The 17775-nt window shown below is 51.8% G+C and carries 11 protein-coding genes; 6 read left to right on the top strand and 5 right to left on the bottom strand.

Annotated elements, in window-relative coordinates; translation table 11 throughout:
- Positions 1-111: 111 nt before the first annotated feature.
- From VFS25_RS00810 to VFS25_RS00795, 4 genes are all read right to left on the bottom strand, one after another.
- Complete coding sequence (locus VFS25_RS00810; protein WP_326460206.1) at positions 112-3150, bottom strand: efflux RND transporter permease subunit; 3039 nt, start codon at positions 3148-3150, stop codon at positions 112-114.
- A gap of 79 nt (positions 3151-3229) precedes the next feature.
- Positions 3230-4300, bottom strand: coding sequence for an efflux RND transporter periplasmic adaptor subunit (locus VFS25_RS00805; protein ID WP_326460205.1), 1071 nt, complete (start codon positions 4298-4300; stop codon positions 3230-3232).
- Between the two features lie 131 nt (positions 4301-4431).
- The gene (locus VFS25_RS00800; RefSeq protein ID WP_326460204.1) at positions 4432-5808 is read right to left on the bottom strand and encodes a TolC family protein; all 1377 of its coding nucleotides are present in this window, start codon (positions 5806-5808) and stop codon (positions 4432-4434) included.
- A 49-nt stretch (positions 5809-5857) separates the two neighbouring features.
- Positions 5858-6475 (bottom strand): TetR/AcrR family transcriptional regulator, encoded by a 618-nt coding sequence (locus VFS25_RS00795; protein WP_326460203.1) that lies wholly within the window; start codon positions 6473-6475, stop codon positions 5858-5860.
- 133 nt (positions 6476-6608) lie between these two features.
- On the opposite strand from VFS25_RS00795, the gene VFS25_RS00790 reads away from it, so the two are divergent.
- Together VFS25_RS00790 and VFS25_RS00785 are read left to right on the top strand one after the other, a co-directional pair.
- Positions 6609-7541 carry an NAD-dependent epimerase/dehydratase family protein gene (locus VFS25_RS00790; protein ID WP_326460202.1) on the top strand — a complete coding sequence of 311 codons (933 nt, stop codon included), beginning with the start codon at positions 6609-6611 and terminating at the stop codon, positions 7539-7541.
- A 164-nt stretch (positions 7542-7705) separates the two neighbouring features.
- Positions 7706-9055, top strand: coding sequence for an amidohydrolase family protein (locus VFS25_RS00785; protein ID WP_326460201.1), 1350 nt, complete (start codon positions 7706-7708; stop codon positions 9053-9055).
- On the opposite strand, the gene VFS25_RS00780 is transcribed toward VFS25_RS00785, so the two are convergent.
- Positions 9042-10256: a dicarboxylate/amino acid:cation symporter gene (locus tag VFS25_RS00780; RefSeq protein ID WP_326460200.1), complete on the bottom strand. Its 1215-nt coding sequence runs from the start codon at positions 10254-10256 to the stop codon at positions 9042-9044. The two genes, VFS25_RS00785 and VFS25_RS00780, sit on opposite strands and share 14 nt — an antisense overlap.
- A 100-nt stretch (positions 10257-10356) precedes the next feature.
- On the opposite strand from VFS25_RS00780, the gene VFS25_RS00775 reads away from it, so the two are divergent.
- The 4 genes from VFS25_RS00775 (at position 10357) to VFS25_RS00760 (ending at position 17588) form a co-directional block, all read left to right on the top strand.
- Positions 10357-11127 carry an SGNH/GDSL hydrolase family protein gene (locus VFS25_RS00775; protein WP_326460199.1) on the top strand — a complete coding sequence of 257 codons (771 nt, stop codon included), beginning with the start codon at positions 10357-10359 and terminating at the stop codon, positions 11125-11127.
- 324 nt (positions 11128-11451) lie between these two features.
- On the top strand, positions 11452-11838 hold the full coding sequence (locus VFS25_RS00770) for a hypothetical protein (RefSeq protein WP_326460198.1): 387 nt from the start codon (positions 11452-11454) through the stop codon (positions 11836-11838).
- 268 nt (positions 11839-12106) lie between these two features.
- Positions 12107-16444: a CusA/CzcA family heavy metal efflux RND transporter gene (locus VFS25_RS00765; RefSeq protein ID WP_326460197.1), complete on the top strand. Its 4338-nt coding sequence runs from the start codon at positions 12107-12109 to the stop codon at positions 16442-16444.
- Between the two features lies 1 nt (position 16445).
- Entirely contained in the window at positions 16446-17588 is a 1143-nt protein-coding gene (locus tag VFS25_RS00760; RefSeq protein ID WP_326460196.1) for an efflux RND transporter periplasmic adaptor subunit, read from the top strand.
- The last annotated feature ends 187 nt before the right edge of the window (positions 17589-17775 follow it).

Genomic DNA, 17775 nt, shown 5'->3' with positions numbered 1-17775 from the left:
ATTTCATCTGCACATCTGCATATCTGCACATTCTTTCCTCCATTCATCTGCACATTCTCCTCCGCTGCATTTTATCTGCACATCTGCACATCTGCATATCTGCACATCTTCTCATATTCTCGGTGGTATCAGCTTATACACCACCGGTGTTACTACTCTCGAAAGCAGGGTAGAGCTGATCAGCCCACCTATCAGTACTATGGCCAGCGGCGCTATCAGCGGGTTGCTGGAAATGGCAATAGGTATGAGGCCGCCAATGGCGGTTAAAGAGGTGAGCACAATCGGCAGAAAGCGTACTTCGCCTGCTTCGCGGATGGCTGTTTCCAGCGATTTGCCCTGTTCCCGCAGCTGGTTGGTAAAATCAACAAGCAGGATGGTGTTCTTTACCTCAATACCGGCCAGCGCTATCATGCCGATAATAGCTACAAATGAAAGCGAATTGCCGCTGAGCCAAAGCGCAATGGCGGCGCCTACCATTCCCAGCGGAATTACAGACAGCACAATGAGCGTGCTCTTGAAGGTGCGGAATTCCAGTATCAGCACGGCTATGAACAGGAAAATAGTAACAATGATAATGCTCATAAAACCGCCGAAAGAGTTTTCGCGCGACTCTACCTCACCGCCCATTTCGTAGCTGTAACCGGCTGGTAACGTCAGCTTGTCCATTTTGCCGGTAACGCCGGTTATAACACGGTCAACCAGGAATCCCTTTTGCACAAATGCTTTTACAGCTACCACCCTTCTTTTTTCCTGGTGGTTAATTTTCTCCGGCGATGCTTCCAGCGTAAGATCGGCCACCTGGTTTAACGGCACGGGTTTGCCCTGTATATCGTTTACATACAGGTTGCGGAACACATCCAGCGTGGGACGGCCTTCATGCGCGCGGGTCAGCAGTATATCATAATCATTGTCGTTGTTATCGGTGTACTTACCTACATTCAGGCCGGCCACGGCCAGGCGCACGGTACGGTCGATGTTGATGGATGGAACGCCCAGCAGCTGGGCCTTTTCAGACTGTACCGCTACCCGTATGTCGCTTTTCAGCAGGCTTACCGGGTTATCTACATACATGGTGCCGGGCGTGCGTTGCAGCAGGGCTTCTACGTTGCCGGCCAGCATGCGCAGGGTGTCCAGGTTATCGCCGAACAGGCGCACTTCCACCGGTGCGGCTACGGGCGGTCCCTGTTCAAAGTTCTTTACTTCTACTTTGGCGCCGGGGTAAGGCGTCCACTCGTGGCGCAGCTTTTCTATCAGCGCCAGCTTGTCGGCCGGGTTGGTATGCTCGTTCAGCTGCACAAATATCTCTGCAAAATCGGTGTGCTCATTTTCCTGTATAACGTTGTAGTATATACGGGGATTGCCTTTTCCTATGTTGGTGGCAAAATATTTCACAGCCGGCTCCTTGCGCAGCACCGCTTCCACCTCCCGCGCAATTTTATCAGTGTACTGCAGGTTGGATTGTGGCGGGGCGGTAATGTTAACCATGAACTGCGGCTTTTCCGATGCAGGAAACAGGCTAAACCCTACTATGCCAAACAGCATCAGTGAAGAACCAAAGATAATGATGGTAGCTGCAATGGTAATTACGGGATGTTGAAGCGCCTTATCCAGGAAACGGGCATAGCTGCCGTGGATGAGGCGTTTGAGGCCGCGCATGAAAATATTGCCGTTAGGGTGGCCGGTATGCTTGCGCAGCAGCTTGCTGGCCAGGAAGGGGATGATGGTGAGCGAAACCAGCATAGAAGCCAGCACGCTGAGGATCACCGCCAGGGGCAGGCTGCGGATAAAGTCGCCCGAGCCTTCGGGCAAAAATACCAGCGGCATAAAGGCAATAATAAGCGCTGCCGTGCAGCCAACTACGGCCATGCCTATCTGCTCTGTTGCTTTTAGCGTGGCTTCCAGCGCGGTATGGCCTTCCAGCAGCCAGCGCTCAATGTTCTCCACTACTACAATGCTGTCGTCTACCAGCAGGCCCAGGGCCACTACCAGTCCTACAATGCTTAGCTGGTTGAGGTTATAGCCCAGCAGCTGCAGCAGGATAATGCCAATGGCCAGCGATAGTGGAATAGAGATCATTACAATCAGCGAAGGGCGGAAGCCCAGGGGCAGCAGCGTAATAGCTACCAGCAGTATGGCAATGAGGAAATCCCCACCCAGGCTGCCGAGCCGCCGGTTCACATTGCTGGCCTGGTCAAAGTTCTGCACCAGGTCAATGTTGCGGGGCAGGGTTTTCTTAAACTTTTCTATTACGGGCTGATATACCTTTTGCGTTTTGCTGATATTTTCCCCTTCTTTTTGCGCAGCTGTCACAAAAATACAGCGAAAGCCGTTCAGGCGTGTCTGGTAGGTAGCATCTTCATAGCCGTAATACACGTTGGCAATATCTTTCAGGAAAAGGTTACGGCCATTGCTGCTGTACACCATGGTGTTCTTCACGTCTTCAAGGGTATGATAGTTGCCGCTGGTTTTTATGTTAAAAACACGGTTACCAGCGTCAATGCTGCCGCCTGGTATGCTGATGGTTTCGTTCTGCAGGCTGTTGATCACGTTGCCTACTGGCAGGTTCAGCTGCGCCAGCTTGCCCAGGTCCAGCTCTACCCGTACCTGCTGCTGGGGCAGGCCGTGTATTTCCACGTTTTTCAACGGCGGTAATTTTTCCAGCTCGTCCTGCAGCTTCTCTGCATAATACTTTAGCTTATCGCGTGGTGCGTTCTCGGAGATCAGCGCCAGCTGCACAATATTCACATCCGACGGCTGCTGCTTCCTGATGTCAATGCTGATATTATCCTGCGGCAGGTCGCGCCGTTTATTGTTTACCGTGCGAACAATTTCCTGGTACTTATTGTCTACATTGCTGCTGTATTTGTAGTCTACATGCAGTACTGCCAGGCCGTCGCTGATGGTAGTGCGGATGCGTTTAATATCTTCCAGCCCGTATATCTCTTTTTCCAGCGGGTCTACTATCAGCTCCTCCATGTCTTTAGGGCTGGTGCCGGGGTATACCACTATCACGGTATAGCTGGGAGAGTGCATTTCCGGGTCTTCAGAGCGGGGCATGTTCAGCAGGGTGGTAATGCCCAGTACAATGATCATGATAAATATCACCAGTGTGAACTGGTAATTCTTTACCGCATAATCCGATATTTTCATCTTGATTGATTTGTAAATGATGGAACGTTCAAAGCAAACAGGTCAAAACAGGCCGCGCCAATCCCTTAATTATTCATTCTTAATTATTAATTACCCGTATCTCGCTCCCGTCTTTTAAATAAGCGCTGCCGGAAATAATAACCTGCTGCACGCTGTCCAGTCCTTCGCTGATGATCACTTTATCTTTTTCCATGCCGCTGATGCGCACTTTCACTTTTTGGGCGGTTTTGCCGTTGTTGGTTATAAATACATAGCCCGTGCCGCCATCGCCATCCAGCAGGGCCTCATACGGAATGGCCCAGGGACCGTTGCTGCTGCTGCCGGTATTGCTCTGCCGCGGGTGAATGACGGCTTTACCGAACATGCCGAATGCAATAGCGGAAGGCCTGGCGCCGGTTAAGCGAATGTCTACCTGGAAGGCGTTGGTAGCCGGGTCTACACCTTCTCCTTTACGCGATACTGTACCATGAAAGGTTTTGCCAGGCACAGACTCCACTTCTACAGCAGCGCTGTCCTGCAGGTGAATGGCTGCCCATTCCCGGTTGCTTACAGACACCCGCAGCAGCCAGTTGCCGGATTGTGCGCCGTTGGTTTCCAGCACCGGGGCGCCGGATTTTACCTGTTGTCCTTCGCTGGCCAGCTTACGCAGCACGTAACCGTTACGCGGCGCTGTTATAATAGAATGGCTGCGGTTGAACTGCGCAGTGCGCAGCTGCTGTTGCGCCATGTCCAGCGCGGTTTTGCTGTTCTGTAATTGTTCCAGTGTGGCCACGCTGTCTTTATACAGGTTGTTAGTACGCTGGTAGTCGCGCTGCGCCTTTTCATAGGCCAGCTGCGCCTGTTGCGCCTGTGCATCTATTTCCGTTGGGTTCAGGGTGGCAACGGTTTGCCCCTGGCGGATGGCGTCGCCTTCCTTTACCAGTATGCGCTGTATAATACCGTCGGTTTTAAAGGAAAGCAGCACTTCATCGTCGGTGGTGAACTGGCCAGACACCGGTATGCCGGCAGTATGTGCGCCTGCATGCAGCGGCTGCAGCGTTACCGGTATTATCTCGGTGTCCGGTATTTGCGATGCAGTGGTTGGGCTGCCGCAGGAGCTGAACAGGGCAGCGCCGGCAATCAGTAACAGAATGGCATGGATCGGTTTCATATAAATGCAGTTTAAGTACGGTTTATATTATCAATGTGGTGAAATGCGGTATGCTAATTGAAATGTTGCCGCAACTATATATTTTTAAAGTATACACCGCCTTCAGCAAACGCTTCCCAATTCGTAATTCGCTAATTCGTAATTCCCGGCAGCGGGTACGTTGCCCGGGATCGCTCTATCTCCGCCAGCGCTATCTGCACCGCTGCCCCGGCCTGCAGGCATTGCAGCCGCGCGTTGGTTAGCTGTTGCTGTGCATCCAGCAGCTCTATATACAGCAGCTGTCCTTCTTTATATACCTTCAACTGGTCGCGGTAATACTTTTCAGCCAGCTGCAGCTGCGTTTGCGCACTGTTATAATTGCTGCGGGCTGTGTAATAATTATTGTTGGCCGTGTTCAGCTCCAGCTGCAGCGATTGCGCTGTTTCATCATACGCGGCTTTGGCAGTGGCGGCATCCATGGCCGATTGCTTTACGCGGTTACGCCGCTGCCCGCCGGTAAAAATGTTCCACTGCAGGTCTATGCCCCATAAGTAATAGCGGGATGTATTGTTGAAGTGCCAGTTGTAAGCCTGTGAACCCAGGTCCAGGAAGGTGTTTACTTTAGGTATAAAGGTGCTTTGCTGCATTTTCTGCTGCAGCAGGGCCATGCTGCGGGTTTTATCCAGCTGCAGGAGCTCTTCGCGGTTGCTGATGCCGGCGTTGTCGTTAATGGTTATTTTTTCCGCTACAGCCAGGGCAGCACTGTCCGTGACGATGCTGTCTGTTAAGGGCCGGTTCAGCAAAAAATTAAAGTAGGCGCGCGCGTTTTGCCGGTTATTGCGTGCAGCGGTAATATCGGCCAGGGTTTTCTGCTGTTCTGTTTGCGAGCGGGTAAGCGCGGTGCTGTTGCGTACCCCGTTGCGCAGCATGCTTTGGTTTACACGGATGTTCTCCTGCACCAGCTGCAGCGCATTGTTGTAAATATCTACGGCATGCGCTGCCTGGAAATACTGGTAGTAAGCCGATTTGATGTCTTTTACCAGCTGCCGTTTGTACACGTTCACCGCAGCCTGCTGCCGGGTAATATCCTCCTGCCGGATCTTTTTGGCATACCATATTTCTGTATTGATCAGCGGGAGGGAGGTGCGCAGCTTGGCGTCATAAAAGTTGTCGGGGTTTAACAACACCGACTGGTTTTCTACCTGCGGAAACTTCCGGGAGTTGGTCAGCTGGTTAAGCGTGGCGTATACAGGGTTCATCAGGTCCCCTACAGGAATGTCAATGGTACGGCCCCCGTCTGCTTTGGTATAAGTGCCCAGCAGGCTTACCTGCGGAAGAAACATGCCCCTGGCTTCCTGGAGGGCGTACATCGATTTTTCCAGCTGGAAATTACGCTGCTGCAAGGCCTGGTTATGCGCAAAGGCATACCGTATGTATTGCTCCAGCGCACCCTCCTGCGCCCTGGCTGTAGCCAGGCTAACCATACCTATTAATATTAATGAAAGTAATTTTTTGATGATTGTTGACATAATGAACACTGTTTAGTATCAGGGCAAAAAAAGGGAGGCGGTTTCCCTTTTAGTTTTTTATCATTTTCAGATATTCGTCAATAGTAGTATCAATAGCCTTAATAACACCTTCTTCCTCCATGTTCATCACTTTCATGCGGCAGCGTACGTGCAGCGATACCAGGCCATGCACCATAGACCAAATTGACAGCGCAGCAACATACTTGTCCTTAAACCGGAGCGCTTTCTGATCAATACCCTGCTGCAGCACTTCCAGTAGAAAATTAAAGCAGTGGTCGCCGTTATCCCATGCGCCGTCTTCCTTTTCCAGCTTTTTCATAGGAGAGCGGATAATAAACATCAGGTCATACAGGTCCGGCTTTTCCAGCCCAAACTGCACATACGCTTTAGACAGCTGTTCCAGCTTTTTCAAGGGGCTGCGGCTGGTAGCCTTTTCCTTGAACGTTTCAAACAGCTGGTCAAAGGCCTGTGCCTGCAGATCGTACAGCAGCTCGTCTTTATCTTTATAATACAGGTATATAGTGGCAGGGCTATATTCTATCTTTTCAGCAATGCTGCGGATAGAGGTTTTTTCATAACCCATTTCGGCAAACATGCGCATAGATGCTTCCATGATCAGCCGTTTCATTTCCTGCTTTTCTCTTTCCTTTCTATCTGCAATCCCCATGTTAGATTGTTTACGGTGCAAACTTACTGAACGGTGTTCAGTAAACCAAATTTATTTTCCTGCAATATTTATTACTTTGCTTCGTCTGTATATTATGCCATTCGATAAACCCGTAAACAGGAAATCACCCATTATGACACACACTATTTTAGGCGCCGGCGGCGTAATAGCCAGGGAGCTTACCAAAGAACTTTTAAAGAACAATCAGCCCATAAAGCTGGTAAGCCGCCATCCAAAGGCCGTTTCGATAAAAACAGATACTGCCGCGGCAGACCTTACCAACTATGAACAAACCAAGGCAGCCGTAAGCGGTTCAAATGTTGTTTACCTGTGCGCCGGCCTGGCTTACGACCGTAAAGTATGGGCCGCTGCCTGGCCAAAGATCATGCAGCACGTAATAGATGCGTGTAAAACCGATAATGCGCGCCTCATCTTCTTTGACAACGTGTACATGTATGGCCTGGTGAACGGGCCTATGACAGAGGATACTCCCTATAACCCGATCAGCAAAAAAGGTGAGATCCGCGCGCAGATTGCTACCCGCCTGATGAACGAAGTAAAGGCCGGCAACCTGCAGGCCAGCATTGCCAGGTCGGCCGATTTTTACGGCCCGGGGGCAGATACTACGGGCATACTCAATAACCTGCTGATCACCAACCTGGTGAAAGGTAAAAAAGGAATGTGGCTGGGTAAGGACGATGTACCGCATAGCTACACCTATGCCCCCGATGCGGGCAAAGGCCTGTACCTGCTGGGGCAAACGCCTGCGGCAGACAACCAGGTATGGCACATGCCCACCTGCAACCCGGGGCTTACCGGTAAGGAATATGCGGCTTTAATAGGCGCGCAGCTGGGCGTAAAGCCTTCTTACACAAAGCTGGGCGGGTTTATGGTAAAGCTGGCCGGTATTTTTAACACCACCATTGGCGAGCTGCATGAAATGCTGTACCAGAACAACTATCCCTATATTTTCAGCTCCGCTAAATTTGACGGTTATTTTAATTACCAGCCAAGCACTTACGAAAACGGGATTGCTGAAACACTGGCGGTTGCCAAACAGCAATAAAAAACCACCCAGGAATGGGCGGTCGACAATTTTGCCTAGAATTTACACTACAATTTGTTGAGGCAAGATTACGACTGTTAGCTGTAATATTACCCTAATCAGATGTTAATAAGCGCGGTTGCCTGGAAAAAGTTATCTTAGGACCTGTTAACAAGTAATATCTTATGAACCTACGCCGCTATTTTCTGCCCATCCTGCTAATGATTGCCGGCCGTGTACCTGCGCAGCAAAAAACTGCCGCGGCAGCGCCCGGAACCGTATTAAAGAACATTACCCTGATAGATGGCACCGGCACTGCGCCCAGGAAGAAGGTAAGCCTGGTGCTGCACGGCAACCGTATCAGCAAAATTATACCGGCCACCGCTCCGCTGCCGGCAGGCGTTCGCGTAATAGACTATACCGGCAAAACAATAATGCCTGCCATGGTGAACGGGCACGGCCACCTGGGCCTGATAAAGGGCAACAAGTCGGGGCCGGAAAATTATACGCAGGGCAATATTATGCGGCAGCTTAAAAAATATGAGGCGTTTGGTATAACCCATGTATTAAGCCTGGGCACCGACCATGCGTCTGTTTTCCCGTTACGCAATGCCTCCCGCCGCGGGCAACTGCCCGGCGCGGTTATTTATACAGCCGGTTACGGACTGGCCGCTAAAGGCGGCACGCCGCCTGCCAGCTTTGCCGATAAAGCCCTGCGGCCCGAAACACCGGAAGAAGCGGTAAAAGCCGTGCAGCAGCTGGCTGCCCTGAAGGTAGATTTTGTAAAGATGTGGGTAGATGACGGCGGCGGCGCCCTGCCCAAACTGTCGCCGGAAGTATGTGCAGCCGCCATTGCAGAAGCGCACAGGCTGGGACTGCGTGTAGCCGCGCACGTATATTACCTGGAAGACGCCCGCCGCCTGGTAGCAGACGGCCTGGATGTAATTGCGCACAGCATACGCGACAAAGACATAGATCCCGCCCTGATCAATGATATAAAAGCCAAAGGCGTTTACTATATACCTACCCTTTGCATTGATGATTACGGCTTTGCCTATGCCGGCCAGCCCGCATGGCTGAACGACTCGCTGTTCAAAGCCTCCCTGGAGCCCGGTGTTTGGGAAATGCTGATCAGCGCCGATTATAAAAAACAGCAGCAGGATGATCCTGCCCGGGAAAAGAAGATAAATGCCTTTCACACCGCGCAGCGCAACCTGCATAAGCTCGACAGCGCAGGCGTAAAAATTGTGATGGGCACCGATTCCGGCGCGCAGCCGGTACGCGCCCAGGGTTTCTCAGAGCACCTGGAGCTGCAACTGATGGTGGAAGCCGGCATGACGCCGCTTGAAGCCATTACTGCCGCCACGCGCAACGGCGCGCAAATGCTGCACATCGATGGCGATTATGGCACCCTGCAGCCCGGTAAAAAGGCCGACTTTATTGTGCTCAAAGGCGATCCTTCAAAAGACATCACCAATACCCGTAAAATAGCGGAAGTATGGAGGGGAGGCAAGCGCCTGCCTAAGCTGAAGTAGGCTTTGCTTTCACAAAGCGCGCTACCAGCATGGCTGCCGCCGTATCGCCGGTAGCATTCAGCAGGGTAGCCATAGGGTCTACCAGTGTGCCAATGATCATGGCCGGGGGCAGCGCTTCCGGCGGAAAGCCGTATACAGATACCATCAGCAGCTCGCCAATATAAGCGCCGTTTGGCACGCCGCCTTCTACAATGCTTACTATAACGGTAATGCCTAATGCCAGCAGCACCGTATCTGCCCCGCTCAGCGAACGGCCGAACATGGCAAATACCACGGCTATTTTTACAATAGACGATACGCTGGACCCGTCTTTATGCAGTGTGCCGCCCAGGGGTACTACAATGTTGCTGATATGGGCCGGCACCCCCATTTTCTGTGCTGCATCCAGGTTAGCCGGTATAGTGGCAATGCTGCTGCAGCTGCCTACTGCCGTAAGGGAAGGCACCACGTTATTTTTCCAGTATTTTTTTATGCCGTTTATACCGCCCGCCAGGAACGCATATACGCTGAACAGCACCACAAAATAAAACAGGCAAAAGCCGTAATACAGCGCCATGGAGCACGCATAAAGTCCAAACAGCTGCGGGCCCAGCGTACCCACCTGGTAGGCAAAGTAAGCGCCTAAACCTATTGGTCCCAGTTTCATAATAAGGATAATGAGGCTTTTCATTACCTCGTTGCCGCTGTTCAGGAAACGGCGGAAAGGCTCGCCGGCATTGCCCGCCTTTAATACGGAAAAGCCAATGAGCACCGAGAAAATGATCAGGGGCAGCATGCTTTTGCGCGACAGCAGCTCATAAAAATCGTTGGTGGTCAGCAGGGCTGTTATTTGCTGTCCCAGGGGCAGGGTTTGCATATTTTCCGTAACACCCGCCTGTGGGGTTACCTGCTGGTGAATAGGAAAGATCCAGATAGCCACAATGGTAAGAAAGGCGGCCACCAGCACCGTACCTACAAACACCATGATCATCACCGACATTACGCGGCCCAGGCGTTGGCCCCGGTCTACATTCGCAATGGCCGACGCAATGGCAAAGAAAACCAGGGGTATCACCGCCGTAAACAACAGGTTCAGGAAAATATCGCCCACAGGCTTCAGCACCGCTACCCGCGGGCCTAATAGCAGTCCCAATATGCTGCCGGCAACAATCCCCGCCAGTAACCAGATAATATTGCCGTAGTTTTTGAGAAAAGCGCCCATTAATTTTAGATTTACGATTTTAGATTTTAGATTTGATCTCCTGGAACCCGCATGCTACACAATTCAAATGTAAAATCTAAAATCGTAAATATTATATTATATGATTCCACATGCTGATCGCAGAAACTTTTTGAAGAAAGCCGCATTGGGCACTGTTATGGCTATGAGCCTGCAGGAGATCGTTACTACCGCTATGGCCGGAGAACGCCGCGGTACAAAGGCGGCTAAAATAGAGCTGAAGAAAGACGCCGTAGTGCTTTTCCAGGGCGACTCTATTACGGATGTAGGCCGCAAGCGGGATAATGATAAGGCCAACGATGCCGGCGCCCTGGGCCATGGCTACGCGTTTATGGCAGCCGGCAGGTTGCTGGAAAAGCATGCGGATAAAAACCTGAAGATCTACAACAGGGGTATCAGCGGTAACAAAGTGTACCAGCTGGCAGAACGCTGGGATGCCGATTGCCTGAACCTGAAGCCCGATGTGCTGAGCATACTTATAGGCGTGAACGATTACTGGCACACCCTTAACGGCAGCTATAACGGTACGGTGGAAAAATACCACGACGATTATAAAGCCCTGCTTACCCGCACCAAAGAAAAGCTGCCCAATGTAAAGCTGATTATCGGCGAGCCTTATGCAGTAAATGGCGTAAAGGCGGTGGATGATAAATGGTTCCCAACGTTTGACGGGTACCGCAAGGTAGCCCGCGAGCTGGCCGACAGCTTTGGCGCGGTGTTCATCCCTTATCAAAGCATTTATGACAAGGCGCAGAAAGTAGCCCCCGGCGCTTACTGGACGCCCGATGGCGTGCACCCTTCCATAGCCGGCGCCAGCATGATGGCTACTGCCTGGCTGGAAACGGTTAAATAAAGCAGAAAGCAAAAAGCAAAAAGCACAAAGCCATGTACTATCGGTGGTTTTGTGCTTTTGTTTTTGAGGTTTGTGGTTTTGCCCTGGTATATCTTTTTCGGCCTGTTTTCTTTCACCGGCCTTCCGCTTTTACATGGCCTTCAATTTTTACTTTCGGCTATTCTTCCATCATTCCTCCTGTTTTCCTTTATCTTTTGGTTTCCGCTCTCCGCTTTCAACTGCCGGCTCCCACCTTTTGGCTCCCAGCTTTCCGCTTTCATCCTTCCACTTCCAGCTTTCCGCTTTCCGCTTTTTGCTTTCTGCTTTATTAATTACTTTTGCCCCGTGCGCCGCATCATCAGCATATTACTATTAACCATTTACCTGTGCAACGCTACGGAGCTTAACGAGCTGGTCAAGATCCCCGTATTTTTTGCACACCTGAATGAGCACCGGGCAGAGAACCCGAATATCTCTTTCTGGGCCTTTATAGTATTGCACTATTTCAATGGTGATGTAAAAGACAAGGATTACCAGCGCGACATGGATCTGCCCTTTAAATCGCATGAGCACGTGGTTTATGCCAGTCCTGTGCCGCCGCCGCCCGCGCAGCCACAGCTAACAATGGCCGCACACCGGCAGGTGGTGGTCGTGTACCCCGCTTATATCAACCGTTTCCATCCTCTTATTTACCACCCCGAAATTTTCCAGCCTCCCAAAGCCGCCTGCTGATATTGTGTTACGCAGCAGCGTGGATGCGGCCTGTTAACCATTCCGGTAGCACGGCTGTTATATTTATACATCTGTTGCATAAGTAACTGTTCATTTTATCATTTATCTATTGCATTTGCATTACTGCATTTGTGCGTGTGAATACACCGCTATTCATCTGCACATTTGCATATCTGCACGTTATTTTAAACCATTGTATTACTGCACCTGTGCGCATGAATACGCTGCTATTCATCTGCACATCTGCACATTTGCATATCTGCATATTATGCTAAACCATATTATCCGCTTTTCGATCCGTCATAAGCTGGTTGTCGGCATCTGTATGCTGGCCCTTATTGGCTATGGGGTTTACGAAGTTACCCGGCTGCCCATAGATGCAGTGCCGGACATTACCGACAACCAGGTGCAGGTAATTACCGTAAGTCCCGCGTTGGGCGCTCCCGACGTGGAACGGCTTATTTCTTTTCCCATAGAACAGGCCACCAGCAATATTCCCGGCCTGAAAAAGATCCGCAGCTTTTCCCGCTTTGGCCTGTCGGTAGTAACCCTTGTATTTGATGATGATATAGATATTTATTGGGTACGCCAGCAGGTAACAGAACGCCTGCAGGAAGTACAGGCGCAAATACCGGCCGGGCTGGGACTGCCCAAACTGGCCCCTGTTACAACGGGCCTGGGCGAGATATACCAATACACAGTAAGAGCCAAAAAAGGTTATGAGGACCGCTACGATCCCATGGCCCTGCGCACCATACAGGACTGGATAGTGCGCAGGCAGCTGCTGGGCGTAAAGGGTGTGGCCGACGTAAGCAGCTTCGGCGGCTATCTGAAGCAATATGAGATAGCCGTGGTGCCCGAAAAGTTGGCTGCCCACGGCATCACCATCAGCGATGTGTTTACCGCCCTGGAAAACAATAACCAGAACACCGGCGGCGCCTATATCGAAAAAGGGCCCCTAGCCCTGTACATCCGCAGCGAAGGCCTGGTAGGCTCGGAAGACGACATCAGCAAAATAGTGATCAAACACACCGCCGGCGGTGCTCCGCTGCTCATAAGGGATGTGGCCGAAGTACACATGGGCCATGCCACCCGGTACGGCGCTTTAACATATAATGGTGAACGTGAGGTTGCCGGCGCCGTGGTGATGATGCTCAAAGGCGCTAACAGCAATGCCGTGATCCGCAATATCAAAGAGCGGGTAAAACAGGTACAGCAAACCCTGCCCGAAGGCGTGATCATTGATCCCTTCCTGGACCGTACCAAAATGGTGAACAACGCCATTGGCACCGTAGAGCGAAACCTGCTCGAAGGCGCGCTGATAGTGGTGTTTGTGCTGGTGCTGTTCCTGGGCAACCTGCGGGCCGGCCTGCTGGTAGCATCTGTAATACCGCTGTCTATGCTCATAGCTGTTATACTCATGAATATTTTTCATGTAAGCGGTAACTTAATGAGCCTGGGCGCGCTCGACTTTGGCCTTATTGTAGACGGTACGCTCATTATTGTAGAAGGCTGCATGTACCGCCTGCATCATTCAGACAGGATAAAGCTTACGCAGCCGGAAATGAACGCCCTGGTGCAGGAAACATCCGGCAGAATGCTGAATGCGGCGGTATTCGGCGAGCTTATTATCCTTATTGTGTACCTGCCGGTATTTGCGCTGTCGGGGATTGAAGGCAAAATGTTTAAACCCATGGCGCAAACCGTCACCTTTGCATTAATAGGAGCCTTCCTGCTTTCCTTAACATATGTACCCATGATGAGCGCCTTGTTCCTCAACAAAAAAATACCGGTTAAAGAAAGCTGGTCAGACCGTATGATGGACCGGCTGGCCGGCCGCTACCAGCGCGTGCTTGACCGGGTGCTGCATTATCCCAGGCTATTGATAGGCGGCGCTGCGGCCCTGCTGGCCATAGCATTGATAATACTGGGCAGGATGGGAGGGGAGTTCATTCCCCAACTGGAGGAAGGCGACTTTGCCGTTGAAACAAGGGTGCTTACCGGCAGCAACCTCAATACCTCTATCAATGCCGTTTCCCAGGGCAGTAAAATACTGTTGCAGCAGTTTCCCGAAGTAATAAAGGTGGTAAGCAAAACCGGCAGCAGTGAAATACCAACCGATCCCATGCCCCTGGATGCCAGCGATATGATAATCGTACTGAAAGATAAATCCGAATGGACCTCCGCCAAAACTTTTAATGAGCTGGCGGAAAAAATGGGGCATGCCCTGCAGGCCGTACCCGGCGTAACCTTTGGCTTCCAGTACCCGGTGCAGATGCGCTTTAACGAGCTGATGACCGGCGCCCGCCAGGATGTGGTGTGCAAAATATACGGAGAGGACCTCGATACCCTGGCCCGCCTGGCCGACCACCTGGGTGGCATTGTACGTACCATAGAAGGCGCTGCAGACCTGTACGTGGAACGCGCCACCGGTATGCCGCAGATAGTGGTGCGCTATAACCGCGACGCCATTGCGCAATATGGCCTTAATATCAGCGACATCAACAAAACCGTTAATGCCGCATTTGCCGGGCAAAGCAGCGGCCTGGTGTACGAAGGGGAAAAGCGCTTTGACCTGGTGGTGCGCGTTAGCGGCGCACAACGTACAGGCGTTACCGATGTACAGCAGCTGCTCATTCCCACCCCTGCAGGTACGCAAATACCTTTAAGCCAGGTGGCCGACGTAAATGTAGAGGAAGGGCCCAACCAGATACAGCGCGAAGATGCGCAGCGCCGCATTATAGTAGGCTTTAACGTACGTGGGCGTGATGTGCAGAGCATTGTGCATGAGCTGCAGCAAAAGGTGCAGCAGCGCATAAAGCTGCCCGCAGGCTACCACGTATCTTACGGCGGCGCCTTTGAAAACCTGCAGGCCGCGCGGCAGCGTTTAACCCTGGCCGTGCCCGTGGCGCTGCTGCTTATATTGTTTATGCTGTACCTGGCTTTTCATTCTTTGAGGCAGGGATTGCTCATTTATTCCGCCATACCCTTATCGGCCATTGGCGGCATACTGGCGCTGGCCTTAAGAGGTATGCCTTTCAGCATATCGGCCGGCGTAGGTTTTATCGCATTGTTTGGCGTAGCAGTGTTAAACGGCATTGTGCTGATAGCGGAGTTCAACCGCCTGAAGCAAAGCGGCCATACCGATGTGCGGCAGCTGATACTGCAGGGCACCCACATGCGTTTAAGACCGGTGTTGATGACCGCCTCCGTGGCTTCCCTGGGCTTTTTGCCCATGGCCCTGAGCAACGGCGCCGGTGCGGAGGTGCAGCGTCCCCTGGCTACCGTGGTTATCGGCGGGTTGGTGGTGGCTACCTTCCTTACCCTGTTTGTGTTGCCTGCCTTGTACCTGCTGTTTGAAAAAGGCGGGCATGCACGTCCGCCAAAAGCTGTGGCCGCGGTGCTGTTGCCATTATGCCTGTTATGCGTGCCGCCCGTGCGCGCGCAAACGCCCATAAGCCTGCAGGCTGCGCTGGACACCGCATTGAAGAATAACCGCTCCCTGCGGTCCGATAAGCTGTATGCCGATTACCTGCAAAGGCTCAAAGGCAGCGGCTGGGATGTAGGGCAAACCATGGTTACCGGCGATTATGGGCAGATCAACAGCGCCTATAACGATACCCGTTTTGCCGTTACGCAAAACTTAAAGTTCCCCACTATTTACACCCGGCAAAAAGCTTTGCTGGATGCTGAATGGAAAGGCGGTGTGCTGAACGTGGCCGTAAAGGAAAAAGAGCTGCGGCAGCAGGTAACCACCGTATATTATAATATGCTGTACCTGCGGGAAAAGCAGCAGCTGTTAGGGTATATGGATAGCCTGTATGCCGCCTTCCTGGATAAAGCTACCTTACGCCTGCAGCAGGGCGAAAGCAATGTAGTGGAAAAAGCCACGGCCGCTGCGCAACGTGGGCAGGTAGGCCAGCAGCTGTACCAGCTGCAGCAGGATTACGGCATACTGCAATCAAAGCTGAAACTATTGCTGAACACTGCCGCCGATGTAGAGCCGGACAGCACCCCGCTCAAAATGGAGCTGCCTCCAATGGCCGATACCGCCGCCTTGCTGCAGCATCCTTACCTGCAGCTGCTGGCGCAGCAGCAGCAGATCAGCCACCTGCAATACAGTGTGGAGAAAGCCCGCCTGCTGCCCGACCTGTTTGTAGCGTACAGCAATACCAGCATACGCGGCACCGGCGCAGACGATAAGTATTACGCTGCCGGCGACCGCTTTCATTCCATACAGGTAGGCGTGGGCATTCCCCTCTTTTTCCAGGCGCAAAAAGCCAGGATCAATGCGCAAAAGATCAGTCAATCCCTGGCGGAAAATAATTACCAGGCCGGCGTGCAGCAAATACAATCGCAGTACACAGCCGCACAGCAGCAATACCGCCGGGCATTACAGGCCGTGCGCTACTTTGAGGGCGCCGGTTTGCAGAATGCCGACACCATGATCAAAGGCGCTAATGAACAGTTCATGAACGGGGAAATCAACTACCTGGAATGGGTGCTGATCACCAACCAGGCTACCGGCATCCGCAACGAATACATTGATGCGCTGAATAACCTGAACAGCGCCATTATTAATATCCATGCATTAATGAATAAATAAGATGAAGCACATACAACAGCATATATGGGTAATAGCAATCGTACTGGCCGCCTGCGGGCAAAAGCCTTCGGCAGAGCAAAAGGCGCCGCCGCAGCATGAAAATGGCAGCCTGGTGCAGCTTACAGATGCGCAGCTGAAAAATGCCGGCATTGTAACTGCCCGCCCGCAAAAGCATCACATGTCAACCCTGCTGAAGGTAAGCGGTAAAATAGATGTGCCGCCGCAGAACATTGTGAGCATAAGCTTTCCGCTGGGAGGGTATTTAAAGTCAACCAACCTGCTGCCCGGTATGCATGTGAACAAAGGCAGCATTATTGGCGTTTTGGAAGACCAGCAGTATATACAGCTGCAGCAGGATTATCTTACCGCTAAAGCCCGCCTGGGTTTCCTGGAAAAGGAATATGCCCGCCAGCAGGTGTTGAACCAGAGTAAGGCCAGCAGCGATAAGCTGTTCCAGCAAACAGCCGCTGAATACAAAAGCCAGCAGATACTGGTGCGCAGCCTGGATGAAAAGCTGCAGCTCATAGGTGTAAACGCCGCTCACCTGGACGAAAACAATATTTCCCGGCAGGTAAATATCTACTCGCCCATTAATGGTTTTGTAACCCGGGTAAATGTGAACATCGGCAAGTACGTAAATCCAACAGATGTGCTGTTTGAGATCGTGAACCCTGATGATATACACCTGGGCCTCACCGTGTTTGAAAAAGATGTGAACAAGCTGGCAATAGGGCAGGAGGTGCTGGCTTATACGAACAGCAACCCATCCCGGAAATATAAGTGCAGGATCATCCTTATTGGCCAGGACCTGGAGCCCGACAGGAGCGTGCAGGTGCATTGCCATTTTGAGGACTATGACCGTACCCTTATACCAGGCACCTTTATGAATGCGCTGATAGAAACGGCCGCAGATACTGCCTGGGCCCTGCCGGAAGATGCCATAGTGCGCTATCAGAACCAGCACTATGTTTTTGTGCAGAAAGATGCGCATGTATTTGAAATGCAGCCAGTGAAAACAGGCGAACAGGCCGACAGCCTGGTAGCCATTATCCCGGAAAACGACAACATTGGCCGGCAGCAGTTTGTGGTAAAAGGCGCCTATTCGCTGCTCATGCTGCTAAAGAATACCGGGGAGGAGGAGTAAAGGCAAAAAGCAAAAAGTAAAAAGAAAAAAGAAAAAGGTAAAAAGCGGTAGCTAATAGCCGTTTTATGAGGGTAAGCGGCCTTCCTTCCCGGCTTTATACTGCGTGTAATGCCGGCGGCTGTTACCGGTTTTCCGGCGCTTTCATCCGGCAGCCTCTGTTTCATGCATCCGGTACTTCACCCGCAGC

The sequence above is a fragment of the Chitinophaga sp. genome, from assembly GCF_035761305.1.
In the GTDB taxonomy this organism is placed as follows: domain Bacteria; phylum Bacteroidota; class Bacteroidia; order Chitinophagales; family Chitinophagaceae; genus Chitinophaga.
The sequence above is the reverse complement of the archived record's forward strand: the minus strand, read 5'-3'. Positions and strand labels throughout refer to the sequence as shown.

Bases quoted from the DNA above. Each gene is read 5' to 3' on its own strand.
- VFS25_RS00805 (WP_326460205.1), bottom strand. From the start codon at position 4,300: ATGAAACCGATCCATGCCATTCTGTTACTGATTGCCGGCGCTGCCCTG.
- VFS25_RS00790 (WP_326460202.1), top strand. From the start codon at position 6,609: ATGACACACACTATTTTAGGCGCCGGCGGCGTAATAGCCAGGGAGCTT.
- VFS25_RS00810 (WP_326460206.1), bottom strand. From the start codon at position 3,150: ATGAAAATATCGGATTATGCGGTAAAGAATTACCAGTTCACACTGGTG.
- VFS25_RS00765 (WP_326460197.1), top strand. From the start codon at position 12,107: ATGCTAAACCATATTATCCGCTTTTCGATCCGTCATAAGCTGGTTGTC.
- VFS25_RS00795 (WP_326460203.1), bottom strand. From the start codon at position 6,475: ATGGGGATTGCAGATAGAAAGGAAAGAGAAAAGCAGGAAATGAAACGG.
- VFS25_RS00780 (WP_326460200.1), bottom strand. From the start codon at position 10,256: ATGGGCGCTTTTCTCAAAAACTACGGCAATATTATCTGGTTACTGGCG.
- VFS25_RS00785 (WP_326460201.1), top strand. From the start codon at position 7,706: ATGAACCTACGCCGCTATTTTCTGCCCATCCTGCTAATGATTGCCGGC.
- VFS25_RS00800 (WP_326460204.1), bottom strand. From the start codon at position 5,808: ATGTCAACAATCATCAAAAAATTACTTTCATTAATATTAATAGGTATG.
- VFS25_RS00775 (WP_326460199.1), top strand. From the start codon at position 10,357: ATGATTCCACATGCTGATCGCAGAAACTTTTTGAAGAAAGCCGCATTG.
- VFS25_RS00760 (WP_326460196.1), top strand. From the start codon at position 16,446: ATGAAGCACATACAACAGCATATATGGGTAATAGCAATCGTACTGGCC.